The organism is Curtobacterium sp. MCLR17_058, from assembly GCF_003234705.2.
Taxonomy (GTDB): domain Bacteria; phylum Actinomycetota; class Actinomycetes; order Actinomycetales; family Microbacteriaceae; genus Curtobacterium; species Curtobacterium flaccumfaciens.
In genome coordinates this window covers 3,307,992-3,327,137 of the sequence record NZ_CP126262.1, presented here as the reverse complement: position 1 = coordinate 3,327,137, position 19,146 = coordinate 3,307,992, and the positions used below count along the sequence as shown (strand labels likewise).

The following is a 19,146-nucleotide window of genomic DNA, read 5'->3' as shown; positions in this document are numbered from 1 at the left end:
GCACAGCGGGTCGACCCGGACGGATCCGAGATGCGCATCATCTCGACGAAGGGCTGGTCGCCATGACCGCCACCATCCAGAACGCCTGGCACCGCCACGGCCTCCGCTCGCCCGAAGACCTCGCCGCCCTCGTCGCCGAACGCCTCGAAGGAACCGGCCACCAGCTCGTCAGCGTCAGCGAAGCGCGCTACGAGCCGACCTACGCGGACTTCCTCGGCGAGCAGCTCTGACCCCCAGCGGGCTGCCGCTCGACCGTCGGTAGAGTCTGCGCATGCGCACAGCTCGAACCACGGCGGCGGCACTGGCGATCGTCGCGGCGGGACTGCTGACGCTCGTCGGTGTCCAGCCCGCGTCGGCCCACTCGGCCCTGACCAGCAGTACCCCGGCGGACGGGGCGGTCGTCACCGAACCGCTCGAGTCCGTCGACCTGACCTTCTCCGAGGCACCGCTCGCCGGCCTCGACGCCGGACTCCGGATCCAGGTGACGGACGCCTCCGGTGCCGACGTCGCCACGGGTGACGTGACGGTCTCCGGAACGACCATGCGCCGCGCGGTCGACCTCGACCAGGGCAGCTACACGGTGCTCTGGCGGTACGTGTCGCCGGACGGCCACCCGATCGAGGGCACGCTCGCGTTCGAGTACCGGGCCGCAGCGCCCGTGTCGACCCCGAGCGCGAGCGTCACCCCGACCCCGACGGCGAGCACCGCTCCCACGTCGAGTGCCACCGCGACGGCCACCGGAGCCTCGGACGGTGCTCCGTCCTCGTCGCCGGGCATCGCGCCGGGCGTGTGGATCGGCCTCGGCGCCGGAGCCGTCCTGGTGGCCGGTGCGGTCGTCGTGCTGCTGCTGCGGCGCGGCCGCAGCGCGTAGCGCGCGCGGCGCCGCCGTGTCGCGCACTTCGTTAGCAGAAGCTGTCGTGTCGCACGCGCGCACCCGACCATTCCTGCTCACGAAGCGCACGCACGCAGCGCACGCGGCGCACGGAACGCGACCACGCGACGGACGGGAGGCCCGGTGCCGGACCGGCACCGGGCCTCCCGTCCGCACGCGGTGCGTGACGCCGGGGGCGACGCGCCTCACGCCACGGGAGCGGCCTCCAGCGCGGCGTCGGCGCGTGCCGCGCTGCCCTCGGCCAGGCCTCGGGCGATGCGGCCCCGCGTCGCCAGCCAGAGGACGACCGCGGCGACGAACACGATGCCCTCGGTGACGGTGAGTGCCCAGATGATCCCGGCGAGCCCGAACCACACGTTGCCGGCGATCACGATCGGGATGAACAGCACGCCCTGCGCCATCGACAGCACCATCGCGGGCATGACCATCCCGGTCGCCTGGAACAGCGAGGTGAGCAGCCCCGTGAACCCGTTGACGACGGCGGCGACGAGCTGTGCCGTCAGGATCGTCATGCCGATCGCGAGTACCGAGTGGTCACCGGAGAAGATCGTGAAGACCTGCTCGCGGAACACGAACACGGTCCCGGAGAAGAAGAGCACGATGCCGCCGACGGTCAGGGCCGCAGCGCGCAGGCCGGAGCGCAGTCGAGCTGCGTCACCCGCTCCGAACGCGTAGGCGAGCAGCGGCAGCACGCCGATGGTCACGCCCATCACCAGGAACTCCGGCACCTGGGCGATGCGGACCGCGACGCCCATCGCCGCCAGCGGGTCGTCACCGTAGGCGGCGGCGAGGTTGTTGAGGACGAGTGTCGTGACGATGAGGAACGCGGACTGCAGCAGCTCGCCGACGCCGATGCCGAACACGGGCTTCAGGATGTCCGCCCGCAGGGTGAACCACTTCGGCGCGAAGCTGACGTTCTCGCTGTTCCGCTGCAGCCAGGTCACCCAGTAGGCGATCGAGACCACGTTGGCCAGGCCCACCGCGAGTGCGGCGCCGCCGACGCCCCAGTGCAGCCCCAGGATGAACAGGACGTCGAACACCAGGTTGCCGACCGTGGACAGGACCAGGCCGATCATCGCCTGCCGCGCGGCGCCCTCGGAGCGGACGATCTGCTCGAGCGCGAAGGACGCGGCGAGGACGGGGACGAACGCGAGCATCACGGCGACGTACTCGCTCGTGGCGGGGACCGCTGCCGCGTCGGCACCGAGGACGGCGACGAGCGGGCGGAGCAGCAGGAGTCCGACGACGCCGAGCACGGCTCCGGTCACGACGGCTCCCCACAGGGCGAACGAGGCGACGTGCTTGATGTCCCGCGCCTTGTCGGGATCGTGTTCCGAGGCGCCGAGCAGCCGGGACATCAACGCGCTGCCGCCGACGCCGAACACCCCGCCCACGGCCATCACGAGGCCGAGCAGCGGCGTGCCGAAGGTGATCGCGGCGAGCAGGGACGTGTCGTGCTGGGCGCCGATGAAGCCCGCGTTGATGACGTTGTACAGGGCGCTGACGACCATCGCGGCGGCCATCGGCACGCACAGGTGCACCAGGGCTCGGGCGATCGGGGCAGCGGAGAGGTACCAGCGGTTCGTCGCCGCAGCGGTGGTGGTGGTGGTGGACATGACGGTTCCCTTCCGGGCATGACGGTGGGCGCGCCGACGGACGCCGGCACGGCAGGGGGGAGCGCGCGACTGGTGGGGTCGCGGGATCGCGGGATCGCGGGATCGCGGGGTCGCGGGGTCGCGGCGTCGCGAGGGCGCGCCGGCGGATCCGGCCGGGAGGCGCGTGGTGCGTGGAGCGGGTCGGTGCGGTGGCGCGGGTGGTGCGGTGGCGCGCGTGGTGCGGCGGTGCGGCTAGCGGGTCGGCGGCGCGAGTTCCGCGGTCACCTTCTGCAGCAGTCGCCGCAGGGTTTCGCGTTCGTCCTCGTCGAGGGGTGCGAGCAGGGAGTCGTCGAGGGCGACCATCGCGTCGGTGAACCCGGCGATGAGGTCGATGCCCGCCTGGGTGGCGTGCACCGTCTTCGTCCGCCCGTTCGTGGCGTCCGGTCGTCGTTCGATCAGGCCACGCCGCTCGAGCCCCTGCAGGAGACTCGAGACGCTGGCCGCGCTGGTCCGGGTGACCTCGGCGACGTCCCGCTGGATGGCGCCGGGGTGTTCCTGCAGGTACCCGAGCACGAAGGACTGCTCGTGGGTGAGGTCGCGCTCACGGACCCACTCCTCGGCGCCCTTGCGCTGCGCCCATCCGATCCACCGCATGAGCTGGAGCGGTGTCGTGAAGTCTGGTGCCTGCATGATCAGGACTCTAACTGTTAGCCATCGAACTGTCAACGAAGGCAGTCCGAGTCGTGACCCCACAACGGGGGCGTCGAGTGCTGCTCGCATCCTGGTACCTTCCACAGCAAGCGGCCTCACCAGCCGCCCTCGGCCCGTTCGACGGGCTCCACATCCCCCGGCTCACCACCGGGGGCGGATCAGCGGCGGAGACCCCGTCGGGGGAGGAGGCACCGTGCCACACCACGGACCACCCACCGCGATCCCGGCGCGACGAGTTCGTCGCGCCTGACCAGGACCGGCGCTGGCGGGTACCGGCGTCCGTCTCACCGGGTCCGCGACGCGTTCGGGTCGTCGCGGATCCCCGGGGCGGTGGTGATCGGGTCACCGCCGCCCCGGGACCTCCCGGTCGATCCGATCGACGTCTTCGGGAACCCGTCGGTCCACGGAGCCGGATCGGCGTGATACTGGGGTGGTGCGTGAACTCCAAGCCGCCATCGCAGCGGACCTCAACGTCCAGCCGACCATCGACCCGGAGCAGGAGGTCGCCCGTCGCGTCGGGTTCCTGCGCGACTACCTGCTGACGACCGGGGCGAAGGGGTACCTCCTCGCCATCAGCGGCGGGCAGGACTCCACCCTGGCCGGCCGCCTGACCCAGCTCGCGGTCGAGTCGCTCCGCGCCGAGGGGCACCCGGCCGAGTTCACGACCGTCCGCATGCCCTACCGCGTGCAGGCCGACGAGGACGACGCCCAGCTCGCCCTGCAGTTCATCGCGGCCGACCCTGGCGTCACCGTGAACATCGAGCACGGGGTCGACGGGGTCATGCAGGACACCGCGGCCTCGGGCGTCGAGCTGAGTGACTTCGTCAAGGGCAACGTCAAGGCGCGCATGCGCATGGTCGCCCAGTACGCGATCGCCGGGCAGCGCGGCCTGCTGGTGGTCGGCACGGACCACGCGGCCGAGGCCGTCACGGGCTTCTTCACCAAGTACGGCGACGGCGGCGTCGACCTCACCCCGCTCACCGGGCTGTCGAAGAGCCAGGGGCGGCAGCTGCTCGAGCACCTCGGCGCACCCGCCCGCCTGTACGAGAAGGCGCCCACCGCCGACCTGCTCGACGAGCTGCCCGGACAGACCGACGAGGCGAACCTCGGACTCACCTACGCCGAGATCGACGCGTACCTGCAGGGCCACGACGTGCCGGTCGAGGTCGCCGAGGCGATCGAGTCGCGCTACCGCGCGACGGAGCACAAGCGCCAGGTGCCGGCGACGCCCTTCGATGACTGGTGGCGTGCGGGCGCGTAGGCGCTGACGCTACCCCGGCCTGGAGGCGCGGTGCAGGTGATCCTGCACCGCGCCTCCAGCCTGTTGTCCCCAACCCTTCCCTGAGCGCTCCGGCTGTCCGCGCGCGCTCCTAGGATGGGAGCCAACGGAACAACAGATGCGGAATCCAGGCTGGCGCCTGGTCCGGAGGGGGAGTCATGGAAGTCCTGTTCGCGCTCGGAGCCGTCCCGCTGATCATCGTGGGGATCATCGTCCTCGCCGTGATCGCGCTGATCTACGCCAAGGTCGTGTACCGCAACGCCGGTGCCGACGAAGCGCTCATCATCACCGGCAAGCGCTCCCGCAAGGTCAAGAACGCCGACGGCACCGAGACCGTCGAGTCCGGCATCAAGGTCGTGCTCGGCGCCGGCGTGCTCGTCCGCCCCTTCTTCGAGAAGGTCGCGAAGCTGTCGCTCAGCTCGCGTGCGATCGACATCAACGTCAACGCGCAGGACTCCCGCGGCGTCACCATCGACGTCGAGGCCGTGGCGCTCGTCAAGGTGGGCGAGGCCGACGCGTCCATCCGGGCGGCCGCACAGCGGTTCCTCGGCCAGGAGAAGAAGATCGACGACTTCGCGCGCGAGGTCCTGTCCGGCTCGCTCCGTGCCTCGATCGGCGCAACCGACGTCTCGACGATCATCCGGAACCGCGACCAGCTCACCGTCGCGGTCCTCACCGTCGCGCAGGACGCCCTGCACAGCCAGGGGCTCGACGTCGACTCGTTCGAGATCAAGGGCATCTCGGACCGCAACGAGTACATCAGCGACCTCGGTCGTGCCGAGCGTGCACGCGTGCGACTCGAGGCCGAGAACGCCGAGGCCCAGGCCGACCGCGAAGCGCGAGAAGCCCGCGCCACCGCCGACCAGGCGATCGCCGAGGCCGAGAACACCTTGGCCATCCGCCGTGCCGCGCTGCAGCTCGACGCCGACCGTGCGTCCGCCGAAGCCGCTGCCGCCGGCCCGCTCGCCCAGGCGCGTGCGTCCCAGGGCGTCGTCGAGCAGGAGCAGATCACCGCGCAGAAGCGTGCCGAGCTGCGCCGTGCCGAGCTCGAGTCCGAGGTCTCCGCCGTCGCCGAGGCCCAGGCGCGCAAGACCCGCGTCGAGGCCGAAGCCGCCGCTGGGGCCCAGGTCGAGACCGCCCGCGCCCAGGCCGAGGCCCGCCGGATCTCCGCCGAGGCCGTCGCGGCCGAGGCGAAGGCCGAGGCGGATGCCCGCAAGCTCGCCGCCGACGCCTCACGCGCCGAGGGTGAAGCCGCCGCCGACGCGATCCGTGCGAAGGGCCAGGCCGAGGCCGATGCGACCAAGGCGCAGGCCGACGCGCTCGCACAGCACTCCGAGGCCGTCCTGCGGGTCAAGGCCATCGAGACACTGCCGAGCATCGCCCGCGAACTCGCTGCTCCGATGAGCAACATCGACACGCTCACCGTGGTGTCCTCCGACGGTGCCGGTGCACTGTCGAAGAGCGTCGTCAGCCAGTTCAGCGAGGTCGATGCGCTGCTCGGTGCCACGGCCGGGTTCACCCTGAGCGACATCGTGAAGAGCACCACGACGGGTCAGGCTGCTGCCCGTGCCGTCGTGCGCGAGCAGTCGGTGCCGCAGGTCGAGCCCACCGAGTAACCGATCGGGTGCCTGCAGCGGGCGCGACGGGGGATCAGCCCTCGTCGTGCCCGTTCTCGTTCTGCGGGTCGCGCTGCTGTGCGCCGGCGTCCTCACGCTCGTCCGCGAGCCGCTGCTGCCACACGACACTGCGGGCCGCACCCTCGAGCACGTCGTCGACGCTGCGACCGCTCTGGGCGGCGAGGGCACCGCTGAGTCCGGCGGTCAGGGTGCCGCCAGCCGCGGCGAGTCGCTCGACGACCTCCTCCTGCCGCGGGGTCAGGGGCTCGTCGACCAGTTCGTCGATCGTGTCGCGGATGTTCTGCTCGCTCGCGTCCAGTGCCGCCTCGTCGCCGGACTGCAGGGCTGCTGCTTCTCCGACGACGACGAGACCGAGGCGCGCGGCGTCGTCTTCGGGACGCGGGGTGCGGTGCTCATCAGTCATGCGGTGGACCGTACGCTCCGGTGCGCTGCGCTCCCTGGACAGACGCGTCCCCCGCTCGGGCGGGCGCGCTGTCAGGTGGCCCAGCGGCGGAGCAGCCACTCGGCGGCGGCCACGCCCTCGCGCCGCTGGAAGTCGCGGATCGTGGGCATGTTCGGCGGCGCCGGAGGCAGGGCGTGCTCGAAGAACAGCCCGGCGAGCCCGGCCAGCACGGCGTCGATCGTGGTGGCGGACACCCCGGCGAAGACCGGGTGCGTGGCGAGGTGGTGTTCGACGTCGGCGTCCTCGCCGCGGACGAGCGTGTCGAGCAGGTAGGTCAGCGGGTCGAGCCAGTGCGCGCCCACGCTCGCCCAGGGCCAGTCGACCACCCAGACGAGCCCGGCGTCGTCGACGAGCAGGTTGTCCGCGCGGCAGTCGGCGTGCACGAGGTGTTCGCCGTCGACGAGTGCCGCTGCCCCGGATGCCGCGCGGGCGATCGCGGGGCCGGCGTCGAGGACGTGCGAGGGGACGACCTCGGCGACGCGGGCGGCGACCGCGTCGTCGGCCAGCATCCGGTCCCAGGCGCCGAACTCACCGCGCAGGTCCTCGGCGATGCGGGGGAGCGTCGCCAGTCCACCGGTCGCGGGCGGCAGCGTGTGGAGTGCGTCGAGCACGGCCGGCGTGTCCGATCCGTCGAGGTGCCGGCCCGGGTGCTGGCCCGCGACGTCGTCGAGCACGAGCGCGACCCAGTCGTCGCCGTCGACCGTGGCGTGCAGCGCGTCGAGCAGCCGCGGTGCCTGCACGGTGGTCGGCAGCTGGGCCATGACCGCGGCCTCGCGGCGGTGCAGCTCGAGGGCTGCCTCGTTGCGCGAGCGCGACACGGTCTTCACGAACGCCCGTCGTCCGGCCGCGGTCGTCACCCGGTCGGCGCTGCCGGGAGACCACCCGCTCGCCTGGGACTCGGCGGTCACGACCGGACCGCCCAGCACCCCCTCCACCTGCTGTCGCAGCGTCGTCGGTACATCGGTCCAGGTGGTTCGCCCCATGCGCCGACGTTACCTGAGAACCCGTACACGAACGTGCGCGCTCGGCAACTTTGCGTTGGCAGCAAAGGTGCTTGCGGTGTAAAGTTGCAGAGCCTGCAAGGTTGACACCCGTTCGGGGTCCCGACCAGGCCGACGACCACCACGCCACATCCCCTGTGAGGAACTCCGCATGTCCACTGCCACCGCACCCGTCGAGGTGTCGCGCGGACGACAGGACTCCCCGGCCAGCACGCCGGGCAAGCCGATCATGTCGCACCGCCAGATCCTGCTCGTCATCTACGGCCTGATGGCGGGCATGTTCCTGTCGTCGCTCGACCAGACCATCGTCGGCACGGCGATCCGCACGATCGGTGACGACCTGCACGGCCTCGACCAGCAGGCCTGGGTCACGACGGCCTACCTGATCGCGTCGACCATCACCACGCCGATCTACGGCAAGCTCTCCGATGTCTTCGGCCGTCGCCCGCTCTACATCTTCGGCATCGCCGTCTTCATCCTCGGGTCGCTGCTCTCGACCCTGTCGACGTCGATGACCATGCTGGCCGCCTTCCGCGCGTTCCAGGGCATCGGTGCGGGTGCGCTGATGTCGCTGCCGCTGGCGATCATGGGCGACATCCTCGCGCCCCGTGAGCGCGCGAAGTACCAGGGCTACTTCCTCGCCGTGTTCGGCATCTCGTCCGTGATCGGCCCGCTCATCGGCGGCCTGTTCGCCGGTGCGAGCTCGATCGTCGGCATCACCGGGTGGCGCTGGGTCTTCCTGATCAACGTGCCGATCGGCGTCGCCGCGCTCCTCATGGTGATCGCGTTCCTGCACCTGCCGAAGTTCGGCGAGGCCAAGGCCAAGCCGCGCATCGACTGGTGGGGCGCGACCTCGGTCATCGTCACGCTCGCGCCGCTGCTCCTCGTCGCGGAGCAGGGCCGCACGTGGGGCTGGGGTTCGGCCAGCGCGATCGCCTGCTACGTCATCGGTGCGCTCGGCCTCGTCGCCTTCCTGGTGATCGAGACCCGCATGCAGGACGACGCGATCATCCCGCTCAAGCTCTTCCGCTCGAGCACGTTCTCGATGGCGACCATCCTGGGCTTCCTGGTCGGTTTCGCGATGTTCGGCGCGATGCTCACGATCCCGCTCTACCTGCAGATCGTCACCGGCCTGACGCCGACCGAGTCCGGCTTCGCGACGCTGCCGATGATCGGTGGCCTGATGATCGCCTCGATCGCCTCGGGGCAGATCGTGGCGCGCACCGGCCGCTACCGGATCTTCCCGGTCATCGGCACCGCCCTGGTGTCGCTCGGCTACGTCGTCCTGACCTTCATGACGATCGACAAGCCGCTGTGGTTCCTGATGATCGGCATGTTCCTGATCGGTCTCGGACTCGGCCAGCTCATGCAGAGCATCACCCTGGCATCGCAGAACTCGGTGGAGCCACGCGACATGGGTGTGGCGACCTCGTCCGCCACGTTCTTCCGCCAGATCGGTGGCACGCTCGGTACCGCCGTCCTGCTGTCCGTCCTGTTCTCGCTCATGCCGACGAACATCCTGCACGCCACAGCGGACGAGTCGAACCTGAAGCCCGCCCTCAGCGCGGCGCTCGACCCGGAGATCGCCAGCGCGAAGGCGAACCAGGGCGTCATGGACCAGATCTGGAACCCGATCGTCACCCCGCTCCAGCAGCAGGTGCAGTCCGGCCTCGACACCGCCACCGACCAGGTGGTCCAGGCCACCGCCGGGGCTCCCGACGCCGTGCAGCAGCAGGCGCTCACCGCCGCCGCCGACAAGGCGCACGCCAGCGTGCAGGACGGCCGGCTCGTCGTCGACTGGTCGGACTCGGGGCAGCGCACCTACTGGGTGGACCAGCTCGCACCGGAGCTGTCGAAGCAGATCGACAAGGGCGCGAGCGACTCGAGCGACTCGAACGCCGAGACGAGCGACACGTCGTACCTCAACGGTGCGGACTCGGCCCTGACCCGGCCGTTCATGTCCGGGTTCAACGCCTCGGCCGTGACCGTCTACTGGGTCGGCTTCGCGGTGATCCTGCTCGCGTTCGTCCTGAGCTTCTTCTTCAAGGCGCCGCCGCTCCGCAAGAGCTCGGCCCTGCAGGAGCAGGCGGACGACGCCGGCACCGCCGACGACCTCGAGGCGCAGGCCGTGCGGGCCGCGGACACGATGGGCTCGCCCACCGCTCCGGTCACCGGTTCGATCCCCGTCCAGGGCGGTCGGTCGCAGGTCTGAACCACGCCGGGCCTCCCCGTCACACGACGCGGAGGCCCGGCGTCGCACGGACCCGAGAACAGGACGGAGCGCAGCACGTGCACCAGCCCACCACCACCGAGGACCTCGTCGCGAGCGACTGCGGCCTACGGGAGCGCAAGAAGCAGCAGACCCGGTCCGCCATCCACCGGTCGGCACTCGCCCTGGTCACCGACCACGGGCTCGCCGGGGTGACCGTCGAGCAGATCTGCGCGGACGCCGGGGTCTCCCCGCGGACGTTCTTCAACTACTTCCCGTCGAAGGCCGAGGCGGCCCTCGGACTGCCGGCGACGACGGTCCCGGAAACGGCGCGCGCAGCGTTCCTCGGTGCCACGGGTGCGCTCGTGGCCGACCTCTGCGACCTCGTCGCGCACACGGTCACCCTGCCGCAGGACCGCCGGCGCATGAAGGAGCTCGTCCGAGCCCGCCCCGAGATGGTCCCGGCGATGATGCAGTGGATGGCGCACGCGCGGCAGACCGTGCTGGCGGTCGCCGCCGAGCGCGTCGACGAGGACACCGCGCGGACCGCGACCACCCTCGTGATGGCCGCCGTGATCGAGTCCGCCCACCGGTCGGCGGACGGCTCCCGCGACGAGCTCGCGGCGCGGCTGCGCGCGGTCGTCGCCGAGATGGGGCGGCTCGCCACCGCCTGACCAGCGTGACCACCGCGTCGCCCCCGGCGCGGGGCGACCACGGCCTGGAGGCGCGGTGCGGGTCGGACCCGCTCCAGGCCGTGGTCGCGTCCACGCCGTCGGTCGCGCAGTCATCGGACGGTTGAGCGACCACCTTCGCCAGAACCGCAAGAACAAGGCTCTTGACGCGCGAGACATCGGATGTTTTGATTGCACCGTTCGGTCGACGGAGACCGGACGGCAGGAGACACAGATGAGCCGCATCACCGGTCTGCACGTGCACGACATCCGGTTCCCGACCTCGCGAGAGCACGACGGGTCCGACGCCATGAACCCCGCACCCGACTACTCCGCCGCCTACGTCGAGCTCACCACCGACGCGCTCGACGGCCTGGTCGGCACCGGCTTCGTCTTCACCATCGGCCGCGGCAACGAGGTGCAGGAGTCGGCGATCGCAGCCCTCCGTGGGCACGTCGTCGGCGCCGATGCCGAGACGGTCCTGGCCGACATGGGCGGTACCTGGCGCGCGATGGTGCACGACTCGCAGCTGCGGTGGCTCGGCCCGGAGAAGGGCGTCATGCACATGGCGATCGGCGCCGTGGTGAACGCCCTGTGGGACCTGCGTGCGAAGCGTGCGGGGCAGCCGCTGTGGGCCCTGCTCGCCGACCTGCGACCCGAGGAGCTCGTCGACCTGGTGGACTTCCGGTACCTGACCGACGCGATCACCCCGGCCGAGGCGCTCGAACTGTTCCGCACCGCCGAACCGATGCGTGCCGAACGCCGGGCCCGCCTGGAGCGCGAGGGCTACCGCGCCTACACGACGACCCCGGGCTGGCTCGGCTACGACGACGAGAAGCTCGCGCGGCTGTGCCGGGAAGCCGTGGACGACGGGTTCACCCAGATCAAGCTGAAGGTCGGCGGCGACGTCGACGAGGACGTCCGACGGATGGGCATCGCCCGCGCCACCGTCGGCCCGGACGTCCGGATCGCGATCGACGCGAACCAGCGCTGGGACGTCGACGAGGCCGTGACGTGGATCGACCGGCTCCGCCCCTTCGACGTCGCGTGGGTCGAGGAGCCGACGAGCCCGGACGACATCCTCGCCCACGCCGAGATCGCCCGGCGCATCGCCCCGATCCCGGTCGCGACGGGGGAGCACATGGCGAACCGGGTGATCGCGAAGCAGCTGATCCAGGCCGGGTCGGTGTCGGTGCTGCAGATCGACGCCACCCGGGTCGCCGGGGTGAACGAGAACCTGGCGATCCTGCTCCTCGCCGCCAAGCACGGCGTCCGTGTGTGCCCACACGCCGGCGGCGTCGGCCTGTGCGAGGCGGTGCAGCACCTGTCGATGTTCGACGCGGTCGCCCTGACCGGCGACCTCGACACCCGGTGCATCGAGTTCGTCGACCACCTGCACGAGCACTTCGTGACACCGGTCGACGTCCACGACGGCCGCTACTGGCCGCCGACCACGCCCGGCGCCGGCACCGAGATGCTCGCCGAGACCCTGACCACCCACGCGTTCCCGGACGGCCCGGTCTGGGCCGAGTCCGATCCCGATCGGGTCCCGGACGCCGTCCGGGTCGCCTGAACACCCCACCGCACACCCCATCACCACGACGAAGTGGAGACACCGATGCAACGACGACGCACCGCCGGGCTGGCGGCAGCAGCAGCTGCCGTGCTCGTGCTCACCGGCTGTTCCGCTGGCAGCAACGCCAGCGACGGCCAGTCGAAGGACTCCCTCACCTGGGCCATGTGGATCGCCGGGAAGGAGGACAAGGCCGCGTGGCAGAAGGTCGCCGACACGGTCAAGACCGACGACGACGTGGACGTCTCGATCCAGGGCTCACCCTTCAACGACTACTGGACCAAGCTCCGCACCCAGCTGTCCACCGGCACCGCACCCTGCATCGTGAGCATCCAGTCGCTCCGCGCCGCGAACTACACGGACGTGCTCGTGCCGATCGACGACATGGCGAAGCAGGCCGACCTCGACCTGGGTGAGTACGACCAGACCGGGCTCGACGGCATGAAGGTCGACGGCAAGCTCTACGGGCTGCCGTACGACACCGGCCCCATGGTCATGTTCTACAACAAGGACATCTTCGAGAAGGCGGGCGTCGACGAGCCGAAGCCGGGCTGGACGGTCGACGAGTTCGAGGACGCCGCGAAGGAGCTCAAGGCCGCGGGCACGCCGATCTGGGGCACGAGCGTGGAGGACATCCCCCTCGAGTCGATGATCCTCGGCTACAACGGCGGTCGGGTCATCGACGAGGACGGCACGCTCGACGCCTCGAACGCGGAGTTCGCCGAGGGGCTCGACTGGATCGGCGGCCTCGTCAAGGACGGCTACGCCACACAGGCGAGCACCGACGGTTCCACCGACGACAACGCGTTCGTGTCCGGTGACGTCGCGATGTACAGCGACGGCCCCTGGTCGATCATCAGCCAGAAGGCCAAGGTCAAGTTCGACCTCGGCATCACGACGATCCCCTCGGGAACGGACGGCCCCAGCTCGTTCGCCGCCGGGTCGGGCTTCGGCATCTCGAAGCAGTGCAAGTACCCCGAGCAGGCGTTCAAGGCCATCACCACGATGACGAACGAGGCCACGCTCACCTCGCTCGCCGAGCAGGGTCGCGCCTTCCCGGCACGCACCGCGGCGCAGCAGGCCTGGTACGACAACGCCGGCATCGACGGGGTCGAGGACGCCCTGAAGACCGGCCTCGAGAACGCCACCCCGTTGCCCGGCAACAAGCAGAGCGACCAGCTCAACCAGCTCTTCGCGCAGTACGCCCTGCAGGCGGTGAACGGACAGACCTCCGGCAAGGAGACGATGTCGTCCATCGCGAGCCAGCTCGGCTCGCAGTGACGGGCGTCACCCCCTGACGGACGGGCGCGGCCCGCTTCGAGCGACGCGAAGCGTTGCGCGGGCCGCGCCGACGGAGCCTGCGGAGTCGGAGGTCGGCCCCGCCACGGGCCTCCCGTCCGATCCCCACCCTGACCAGGACCGCGCGAACGACGAGGAGGTCGTCGCATGACCACCATCCAGGACCCACCCGCCGAGGCGGCGCTGCCCGCCCCAGCGGTCGCGGTCGCGACCGGCGCAGCTCCGCGCCGGAAGGACAGCGGCGCCGACGCCGAGCTCGGCCGCCGCTCCTGGTGGGGCGCCGCCTTCGCCGCTCCGCACTCGATCGGCCTCGTCGTGTTCACGGCGTTCCCGATCCTCGCGTCGCTCGTCGTGAGCTTCATGAACTGGCCGATGCTCGGCGAACGCTCGTGGGCCGGCCTGTCGAACTACGCGCAGCTGTTCTCCGACCCGATCTTCCGCACCGTGACGCTGAACACCGTGCTGTTCGTCGTGCTCTACGTGCCGCTCAACCTGGTCGTGTCCCTCGGACTCGCGGCCTGGCTCACGCCGAAGATCCGCCACCGGCACGTCTTCCGCGTGCTGTTCTTCATCCCGACCATCACGCCGATCGTCGCGAACGTCGTCGTCTGGCGGATGCTGTACCAGCCGGGCGGTGCCATCGACGCGACGCTGCAGTCGACCGTCGGCGTGCACGCCCCGAACTTCCTGGCCGACGACAACTGGGCCATGCTCGCCGTCGTCGCGATGAGCGTCTGGCAGGGGTTCGGCTACAACATGCTGATCTTCTCGGCGGCGCTCGACTCGGTGCCGGAGAACCAGATCGAGGCTGCGCAGCTCGACGGGGCGAACGCCTGGCAGATGTTCTGGCGGATCAAGTTCCCGCTCATCTCGCCGTCGATCTTCTTCGCGACGATGATGACCCTGATCACCTCGTTCCAGGTGTTCGTGCAGCCGTTCGTCCTGACGAAGGGCGGACCCGGCACCGCCACCGAGACCCTGGTGCAGTACATCTACAACACGGGGTTCCAGACCCAGCAGCTCGGACTCGCATCGGCCGGGGCGTGGGTGCTGTTCGTCATCATCCTCGGCATCACGGCCATCCAGTTCCTCGGACAGAAGCGGTGGGTGCACTATGAGTGAGCTGACCTCGTCCAACCGGACGATCAACCCGCGGGCGCTGCCCCGCACGCACCGGCAGACCGGCCGGGTGCGCCACACGGTGGGCTACGTGCTGCTCTGCCTGGTGGCCCTGCTGTTCGTCTCGCCGCTCATCTACATGGTGGCGACGAGCCTGAAGCCGTCGGCCGACGTGTTCACGACCCCGCCGACGCTCTGGGGCTCGTCCATCGAGTGGGGCAACTACGCACAGGCGTTCACGTACCTGCCGTTCGCCCGGTTCATCCTGAACGGTGTCTTCGTCGCCGCGGCCGGCACGGCGATCAACGTCGCCGTCGCGGTGCTGTCCGGCTACGCGTTCTCGCGACTGCGGTGGCGCGGCCGGAACACGGTGTTCGTCCTGTTCCTGGCGACGCTGATGATCCCGCAGGACGTCCTCGTCATCCCGATGTACGTGATGATGCAGGGCTTCGGGTGGGTCGACACGTTCCAGGCGCTCATCATCCCGTGGGCGTTCACGGCACTCGGCGCGTTCCTGGTGCGGCAGTTCTTCCTCACCGTGCCGCAGGAGCTCGACGACGCCGCCCGGGTGGACGGTGCCGGAGCGATCCGGACGTTCTTCTCGGTGATGCTCCCGCTGGCCCGGCCGACGATGGCGGTCCTCGCCGTGTTCTCGTTCATCGCGTACTGGAACTCGTTCCTCTGGCCGCTCGTCATCGTCAACGACGTCGAGGCCCGTGGCACCATCCCGCTCGGCCTGCAGCAGTTCTTCGGGCAGCAGGGCTCCGAGTGGAACCTCGTGATGGCGGCGTCGGTGATCTCGATGCTGCCCACGGTGGTCCTGCTGATCCTGCTCCAGAAGCACCTCGTCAAGGGGATCGTCACCAGCGGTCTCGGCGGCCGGTGACACCGCCGACCGTCACCCTCTCGTCCTCCACTGAAAGGAACACTGGCCTCATGACCATCACCGCACCTGCCGAGCCGCAGACCGCGACCGACTCCGCGGGGTTCCCCGCGTGGTTCTCCCACGACCGGTTCGGCATGTTCATCCACTGGGGGCTGTACGCCCTGCCGGCACGGCACGAGTGGGTGAAGAACCGCGAACGGATCACCGACGAGGACTACCAGAAGTACTTCGACCACTTCGACCCGGACCTGTTCGACGCCGCGGACTGGGCACGTCGGGCACGGCAGGCGGGGATGAAGTACGTCGTCCTCACCACGAAGCACCACGAGGGCTTCTGCCTGTGGGACACCGCCCTGACCGACTACAAGTCCACGAACACCCCGTTCGGCCGTGACATCGTGCGCGAGTTCGTCGACGCCGTCCGTGCCGAGGGGCTGCGGGTCGGCTTCTACCACTCGCTCATCGACTGGCACCACCCGGACTTCACCGTCGACGGCGTGCACCCCCGGCGCGACGACTCGCCGGAGGAGATCGAGGCGTTCAACGAGGGCCGCGACATGTCGCGCTACCGCGAGTACCTCCACGGTCAGGTCGAGGAGCTGCTCACCGACTACGGGCAGATCGACTACCTGTTCTACGACTTCTCGTACCGGGACAACGACCACGAGGACATCTGGGGCGGCAAGGGCCGGGACGAGTGGGGGTCCGAGGAGCTCATGGCGCTGACCAAGCGACTGCAGCCCGGCATCATCGTGAACGACCGGCTCGACATCCCCGGTGACCTGGTCACCCCCGAGCAGTACCAGCCCGACAAGCCGATGGAGGTCGACGGCGTCCCGGTGCCGTGGGAGGCCTGCCAGACGCTGAACGGCTCGTGGGGCTACGACCGCGACAACCTGAACCTGAAGCCGGTCGACCTGCTCGTCCGCATGCTCGTCGACGGCGTCTCGAACAACGGGAACATGCTGCTCAACATCGGCCCGACCGGTCGCGGTGAGTTCGACGGGGTCTCGCGGCAGACACTCGACGGCATCGGGACGTGGATGCACCAGCACGCCCGCTCGGTGTACGGGGCGGGGCCGTCGCGGTTCGTCGCCCCGCGGAACACCGTCTACACGCAGAACGGCAACCGCCTGTACCTGCACCTGTTCGCCTGGCCCTTCGAGCACGTGCACCTGCCCGACCTCGCCGGCCGGGTCGCGTACGCGCAGCTGCTCAACGACGCATCGGAGATCCACTTCCGCGAGATCCCGCCGGGCACCCGGGCACAGAACACCGGGCTCGGCGGTCAGCCCGCCGGCACGCTCACCCTGACGCTGCCGATCGTGCGGCCCGACGTCGCCGTGCCCGTCGTCGAGCTGTTCCTGCGCGACTGATGCAGCGGATCCTGACGCGGACGCGACTGCGGGCCGGGAACGAGGCGGCGTACGACACCGTGCACGCCTCGGTCCCGCCCGCGCTCGCGGCGCGACTGCGCGAGGCCGGCGTGCACGACTGGACGATCTGGCGGGACGGGCTCGACCTGGTCCACCTGATCGAGGTCGAGGACCACCGGGCGATGCGCCGGGCGCTCGCCGACGACCCGGTCAACGCCGAGTGGCAGGAAACGATCAACCCGCTGCTCGAGGCGGACGACGACTACTCGGGCGACGACGACGGGGTCCCACGGGTCTGGTCGCTGGCGGACCAGGTGCACCACGTGGACCAGGTGGACCCGTGACCGATCTCGACCTGGACCGTGGCCCGTTCTGGTTCGGCGGGGCCGGCATCGGCAACCTGCTCCGTCCGGTGTCCGACGCCGACGCCCGCGCCACGGTCGACGCCGCGTGGGACGCCGGCGTCCGCGGGTTCGACACCGCCCCGCACTACGGCCTGGGCCTGTCCGAACGGCGGCTCGGTGCGGCGCTCGCCGGACGCCCCCGGACGGAGTTCCTCGTGTCGACGAAGGTCGGGCGGGTGCTCGTGCCCGGGCGCGGGCGCGGTGGCGGTGACGACCTGGCGTCCGGGGGCTTCGCGGTGCCGGACGACACCGTGCGGCAGTGGGACCCGTCGCCGTCGGGCGTGCGGCGCTCGCTCGACGAGTCGCTCGGCCGCCTCGGGCTCGACCACGTCGACGTCGCCTACCTGCACGACCCGGACGTGTACTCACTCACCGACGGTCTGACCCAGGCGCTGCCGACGCTCGCCGAGCTCCGCGACGAGGGCGTCGTGCGGGCGGTCGGCGTCGGGTCGAACTCCGTCGAGGCGCTGTCGGCGGCCGTCGACACCGGGCTCTGCGACGTCGTCATGCTCGCCGGGCGGTACACCCTGCTCGAGCAACCGGCGGCGGCGCTCGTCGACCGGTGTGCGTCACTGGGCGTCGCGGTCGTGGCGGTCGGGGTCTACAACTCGGGGCTGCTCGGGCAGGAGCGCCCTTCGGCGGGTGCGACCTACGACTACGCCGAGGCCTCCGCGCAGCTGCTCGCGCGGGCGAATTCCATCGCCGACGTCTGCGAGCGCCACGGGGTCACGCTGCCCGAGGCCGCGCTGGCGTTCCCGCGTCGGGCCCCGGCGGTCGCGGCGATCGCGCTCGGGGTGCAGTCCGCCGACCAGGTGCGCTCGAACGTCGCCCGGGCCGCCGCCGTCGTGCCCGAGGCGCTCTGGGACGACCTGCGTGCAGCGGGCCTGCTCGCGATGTGACGCCACGTACGACGAAAGTCACCCCGAACCACGCGATTGCGTGGTTCGGGGTGACTTCGGTGGTGCGCCGGTCGGACCGGCAGCGTGGTGCCTAGCGGCGCGAACCGCGGCCGGCGACGCGCGTGTAGATGAACAGCACGATGATGGCGCCGATGATCGAGCCGATGATGCCGGCCGGCTGGAAGAAGCCGTCGTTCCCGTCGTGGTTGAAGATCAGGTAGCCGAGGAACCCGCCGACGAACGAGCCGACGATGCCCAGGACGATCGTCATGAGGATGCCGATGTTCTGCTTGCCGGGGATGATGAGCCGGGCGAGAGCGCCGGCGATGAGTCCGATGATGATCAAGCTGATGATGAGACCGAGCACGGTGTCCTCCTCGTGGGTGCGGTTGCCGCGGCATGGTTGCCGGAGTCAGGGCCGAGGACCGACACAACTCCGAGGTTCCTGGGAGGATTGTCGGGTTCAGTCGAGGGAGCGCCGCAACCAGCGCTCGACACCTTCGACGTGCGACACGACGAGGGCCTGCACGAGCTGCGGATCCCGGCGCCGGATGGCGTCGACGATGGCCGCGTGCTCGTCGAGCGTGCGCTGCACCGACCCGTTCTGCGTCAGCCCGCGCCACACCCGCACCCGTACCGTCTTGCTTGACAGGGCGTCGAGCAGCCCGGACAGGTACTGGTTGCCGCCGATGCCCGCGATGGTCGAGTGGAACAGCAGGTCGTGGGCGACGAGGTCCTCGACGCCGGTGTCCTCGCCGACGGACTGCATCAGGGTCGCGAGTTCGTCGATCTGCTGCTCCGTGGCACGGGCCGTCGCCAGGACGGCGGACGCCGGTTCCAGGATGCGGCGCACCTCGAGCAGGTCGACGAGCGACCGGTCGTGGTGCATGTCGACGACGAACGACACCGCCTCGAGCAGGACGCCCGGTTCGAGCGACGTCACGTAGGTGCCGTCGCCGCGTCGGACGTCGAGCACGCGGATCAGCTCGAGCGCCTTCACCGCTTCACGGAGGCTGTTGCGGGACAGCCCGAGCGACTCGCTCAGTTCCTTCTCGGGCGGGAGGCGCTGGCCGGGTTGGAGCTCGCCGCTCACGATCATCTGCTGGATGCGTGCGATCGCATCGTCGGTCAACGACGCCACGTCACCACCTCC

At 70.5% G+C, this 19,146-nt stretch carries 19 protein-coding genes; 13 read left to right on the top strand and 6 right to left on the bottom strand.

From position 1 onward, the window contains the following. The first annotated feature begins 62 nt into the window (after positions 1 to 62). Together DEJ11_RS15690 and DEJ11_RS15685 are read left to right on the top strand one after the other, a co-directional pair. A complete protein-coding gene (locus tag DEJ11_RS15690; RefSeq protein ID WP_155896891.1) occupies positions 63 to 230 on the top strand; it encodes a hypothetical protein in 168 nt (55 codons plus the stop codon). A gap of 41 nt (positions 231 to 271) precedes the next feature. Beyond that, positions 272 to 871 carry a copper resistance CopC family protein gene (locus DEJ11_RS15685; RefSeq protein WP_111102460.1) on the top strand — a complete coding sequence of 200 codons (600 nt, stop codon included), beginning with the start codon at positions 272 to 274 and terminating at the stop codon, positions 869 to 871. 206 nt (positions 872 to 1,077) lie between these two features. Here DEJ11_RS15685 and DEJ11_RS15680 read toward each other — a convergent pair whose 3' ends face one another. Both DEJ11_RS15680 and DEJ11_RS15675 read right to left on the bottom strand, forming a co-directional pair. Further along, complete coding sequence (locus DEJ11_RS15680; protein ID WP_111102459.1) at positions 1,078 to 2,508, bottom strand: MATE family efflux transporter; 1,431 nt, start codon at positions 2,506 to 2,508, stop codon at positions 1,078 to 1,080. Between the two features lie 231 nt (positions 2,509 to 2,739). Next, positions 2,740 to 3,177 (bottom strand): MarR family winged helix-turn-helix transcriptional regulator, encoded by a 438-nt coding sequence (locus DEJ11_RS15675; RefSeq protein ID WP_111102458.1) that lies wholly within the window; start codon positions 3,175 to 3,177, stop codon positions 2,740 to 2,742. A 454-nt stretch (positions 3,178 to 3,631) separates the two neighbouring features. Between DEJ11_RS15675 and nadE the strand changes: the two genes are divergently transcribed. Then, the gene (gene nadE / locus DEJ11_RS15670; protein ID WP_110863289.1) at positions 3,632 to 4,459 is read left to right on the top strand and encodes an NAD(+) synthase; all 828 of its coding nucleotides are present in this window, start codon (positions 3,632 to 3,634) and stop codon (positions 4,457 to 4,459) included. Positions 4,460 to 4,635: 176 nt separating this feature from the next. Then, on the top strand, positions 4,636 to 6,093 hold the full coding sequence (locus tag DEJ11_RS15665; protein WP_111032363.1) for an SPFH domain-containing protein: 1,458 nt from the start codon (positions 4,636 to 4,638) through the stop codon (positions 6,091 to 6,093). Positions 6,094 to 6,127: 34 nt separating this feature from the next. Here DEJ11_RS15665 and DEJ11_RS15660 read toward each other — a convergent pair whose 3' ends face one another. Then, the gene (locus DEJ11_RS15660; RefSeq protein ID WP_071244081.1) at positions 6,128 to 6,517 is read right to left on the bottom strand and encodes a hypothetical protein; all 390 of its coding nucleotides are present in this window, start codon (positions 6,515 to 6,517) and stop codon (positions 6,128 to 6,130) included. Positions 6,518 to 6,588: 71 nt separating this feature from the next. Then, positions 6,589 to 7,539: a phosphotransferase family protein gene (locus DEJ11_RS15655; RefSeq protein WP_111092782.1), complete on the bottom strand. Its 951-nt coding sequence runs from the start codon at positions 7,537 to 7,539 to the stop codon at positions 6,589 to 6,591. Between the two features lie 169 nt (positions 7,540 to 7,708). Between DEJ11_RS15655 and DEJ11_RS15650 the strand changes: the two genes are divergently transcribed. The 9 genes from DEJ11_RS15650 to DEJ11_RS15610 all read left to right on the top strand — a co-directional run bounded on the left by DEJ11_RS15650 (position 7,709) and on the right by DEJ11_RS15610 (position 17,993). Beyond that, entirely contained in the window at positions 7,709 to 9,769 is a 2,061-nt protein-coding gene (locus tag DEJ11_RS15650) for an MDR family MFS transporter (RefSeq protein ID WP_111030689.1), read from the top strand. A gap of 77 nt (positions 9,770 to 9,846) precedes the next feature. Then, positions 9,847 to 10,440 carry a TetR/AcrR family transcriptional regulator gene (locus DEJ11_RS15645; protein ID WP_111030690.1) on the top strand — a complete coding sequence of 198 codons (594 nt, stop codon included), beginning with the start codon at positions 9,847 to 9,849 and terminating at the stop codon, positions 10,438 to 10,440. A 232-nt stretch (positions 10,441 to 10,672) separates the two neighbouring features. After that, a complete protein-coding gene (locus DEJ11_RS15640; protein ID WP_111102457.1) occupies positions 10,673 to 12,010 on the top strand; it encodes an enolase C-terminal domain-like protein in 1,338 nt (445 codons plus the stop codon). Between the two features lie 45 nt (positions 12,011 to 12,055). Next, entirely contained in the window at positions 12,056 to 13,291 is a 1,236-nt protein-coding gene (locus DEJ11_RS15635) for an ABC transporter substrate-binding protein (protein ID WP_258372457.1), read from the top strand. A gap of 165 nt (positions 13,292 to 13,456) precedes the next feature. Then, positions 13,457 to 14,431 carry a carbohydrate ABC transporter permease gene (locus tag DEJ11_RS15630; RefSeq protein WP_111030693.1) on the top strand — a complete coding sequence of 325 codons (975 nt, stop codon included), beginning with the start codon at positions 13,457 to 13,459 and terminating at the stop codon, positions 14,429 to 14,431. After that, positions 14,424 to 15,314 (top strand): carbohydrate ABC transporter permease, encoded by an 891-nt coding sequence (locus DEJ11_RS15625; protein WP_111030694.1) that lies wholly within the window; start codon positions 14,424 to 14,426, stop codon positions 15,312 to 15,314. Before DEJ11_RS15630 ends, DEJ11_RS15625 begins: the two co-directional genes overlap by 8 nt. 50 nt (positions 15,315 to 15,364) lie before the next feature. Beyond that, positions 15,365 to 16,690, top strand: a complete 1,326-nt coding sequence (locus DEJ11_RS15620; protein WP_111030695.1) for an alpha-L-fucosidase — start codon at positions 15,365 to 15,367, stop codon at positions 16,688 to 16,690. Continuing rightward, complete coding sequence (locus tag DEJ11_RS15615; protein WP_111032370.1) at positions 16,690 to 17,034, top strand: L-rhamnose mutarotase; 345 nt, start codon at positions 16,690 to 16,692, stop codon at positions 17,032 to 17,034. Before DEJ11_RS15620 ends, DEJ11_RS15615 begins: the two co-directional genes overlap by 1 nt. Further along, on the top strand, positions 17,031 to 17,993 hold the full coding sequence (locus DEJ11_RS15610; protein WP_111102455.1) for an aldo/keto reductase: 963 nt from the start codon (positions 17,031 to 17,033) through the stop codon (positions 17,991 to 17,993). The genes DEJ11_RS15615 and DEJ11_RS15610 overlap by 4 nt, the downstream gene beginning before the upstream one ends. 91 nt (positions 17,994 to 18,084) lie before the next feature. Here the strand turns inward: DEJ11_RS15610 and DEJ11_RS15605 are convergent, their stop codons facing one another. Together DEJ11_RS15605 and DEJ11_RS15600 are read right to left on the bottom strand one after the other, a co-directional pair. Further along, positions 18,085 to 18,360, bottom strand: coding sequence for a GlsB/YeaQ/YmgE family stress response membrane protein (locus DEJ11_RS15605; RefSeq protein ID WP_110865416.1), 276 nt, complete (start codon positions 18,358 to 18,360; stop codon positions 18,085 to 18,087). Positions 18,361 to 18,456: 96 nt separating this feature from the next. Continuing rightward, on the bottom strand, positions 18,457 to 19,134 hold the full coding sequence (locus DEJ11_RS15600) for a FadR/GntR family transcriptional regulator (protein ID WP_110862381.1): 678 nt from the start codon (positions 19,132 to 19,134) through the stop codon (positions 18,457 to 18,459). Between the last annotated feature and the right edge of the window lie 12 nt (positions 19,135 to 19,146).

Coding starts and splice junctions, on each gene's coding strand:
- DEJ11_RS15690 (WP_155896891.1), top strand. CDS start 63: ATGACCGCCACCATCCAGAACGCCTGGCACCGCCACGGCCTCCGCTCG.
- DEJ11_RS15685 (WP_111102460.1), top strand. CDS start 272: ATGCGCACAGCTCGAACCACGGCGGCGGCACTGGCGATCGTCGCGGCG.
- DEJ11_RS15680 (WP_111102459.1), bottom strand. CDS start 2,508: ATGTCCACCACCACCACCACCGCTGCGGCGACGAACCGCTGGTACCTC.
- DEJ11_RS15675 (WP_111102458.1), bottom strand. CDS start 3,177: ATGCAGGCACCAGACTTCACGACACCGCTCCAGCTCATGCGGTGGATC.
- DEJ11_RS15665 (WP_111032363.1), top strand. CDS start 4,636: ATGGAAGTCCTGTTCGCGCTCGGAGCCGTCCCGCTGATCATCGTGGGG.
- DEJ11_RS15660 (WP_071244081.1), bottom strand. CDS start 6,517: ATGACTGATGAGCACCGCACCCCGCGTCCCGAAGACGACGCCGCGCGC.
- DEJ11_RS15655 (WP_111092782.1), bottom strand. CDS start 7,539: ATGGGGCGAACCACCTGGACCGATGTACCGACGACGCTGCGACAGCAG.
- DEJ11_RS15650 (WP_111030689.1), top strand. CDS start 7,709: ATGTCCACTGCCACCGCACCCGTCGAGGTGTCGCGCGGACGACAGGAC.
- DEJ11_RS15640 (WP_111102457.1), top strand. CDS start 10,673: ATGAGCCGCATCACCGGTCTGCACGTGCACGACATCCGGTTCCCGACC.
- DEJ11_RS15635 (WP_258372457.1), top strand. CDS start 12,056: ATGCAACGACGACGCACCGCCGGGCTGGCGGCAGCAGCAGCTGCCGTG.
- DEJ11_RS15630 (WP_111030693.1), top strand. CDS start 13,457: ATGACCACCATCCAGGACCCACCCGCCGAGGCGGCGCTGCCCGCCCCA.
- DEJ11_RS15625 (WP_111030694.1), top strand. CDS start 14,424: ATGAGTGAGCTGACCTCGTCCAACCGGACGATCAACCCGCGGGCGCTG.
- DEJ11_RS15620 (WP_111030695.1), top strand. CDS start 15,365: ATGACCATCACCGCACCTGCCGAGCCGCAGACCGCGACCGACTCCGCG.
- DEJ11_RS15615 (WP_111032370.1), top strand. CDS start 16,690: ATGCAGCGGATCCTGACGCGGACGCGACTGCGGGCCGGGAACGAGGCG.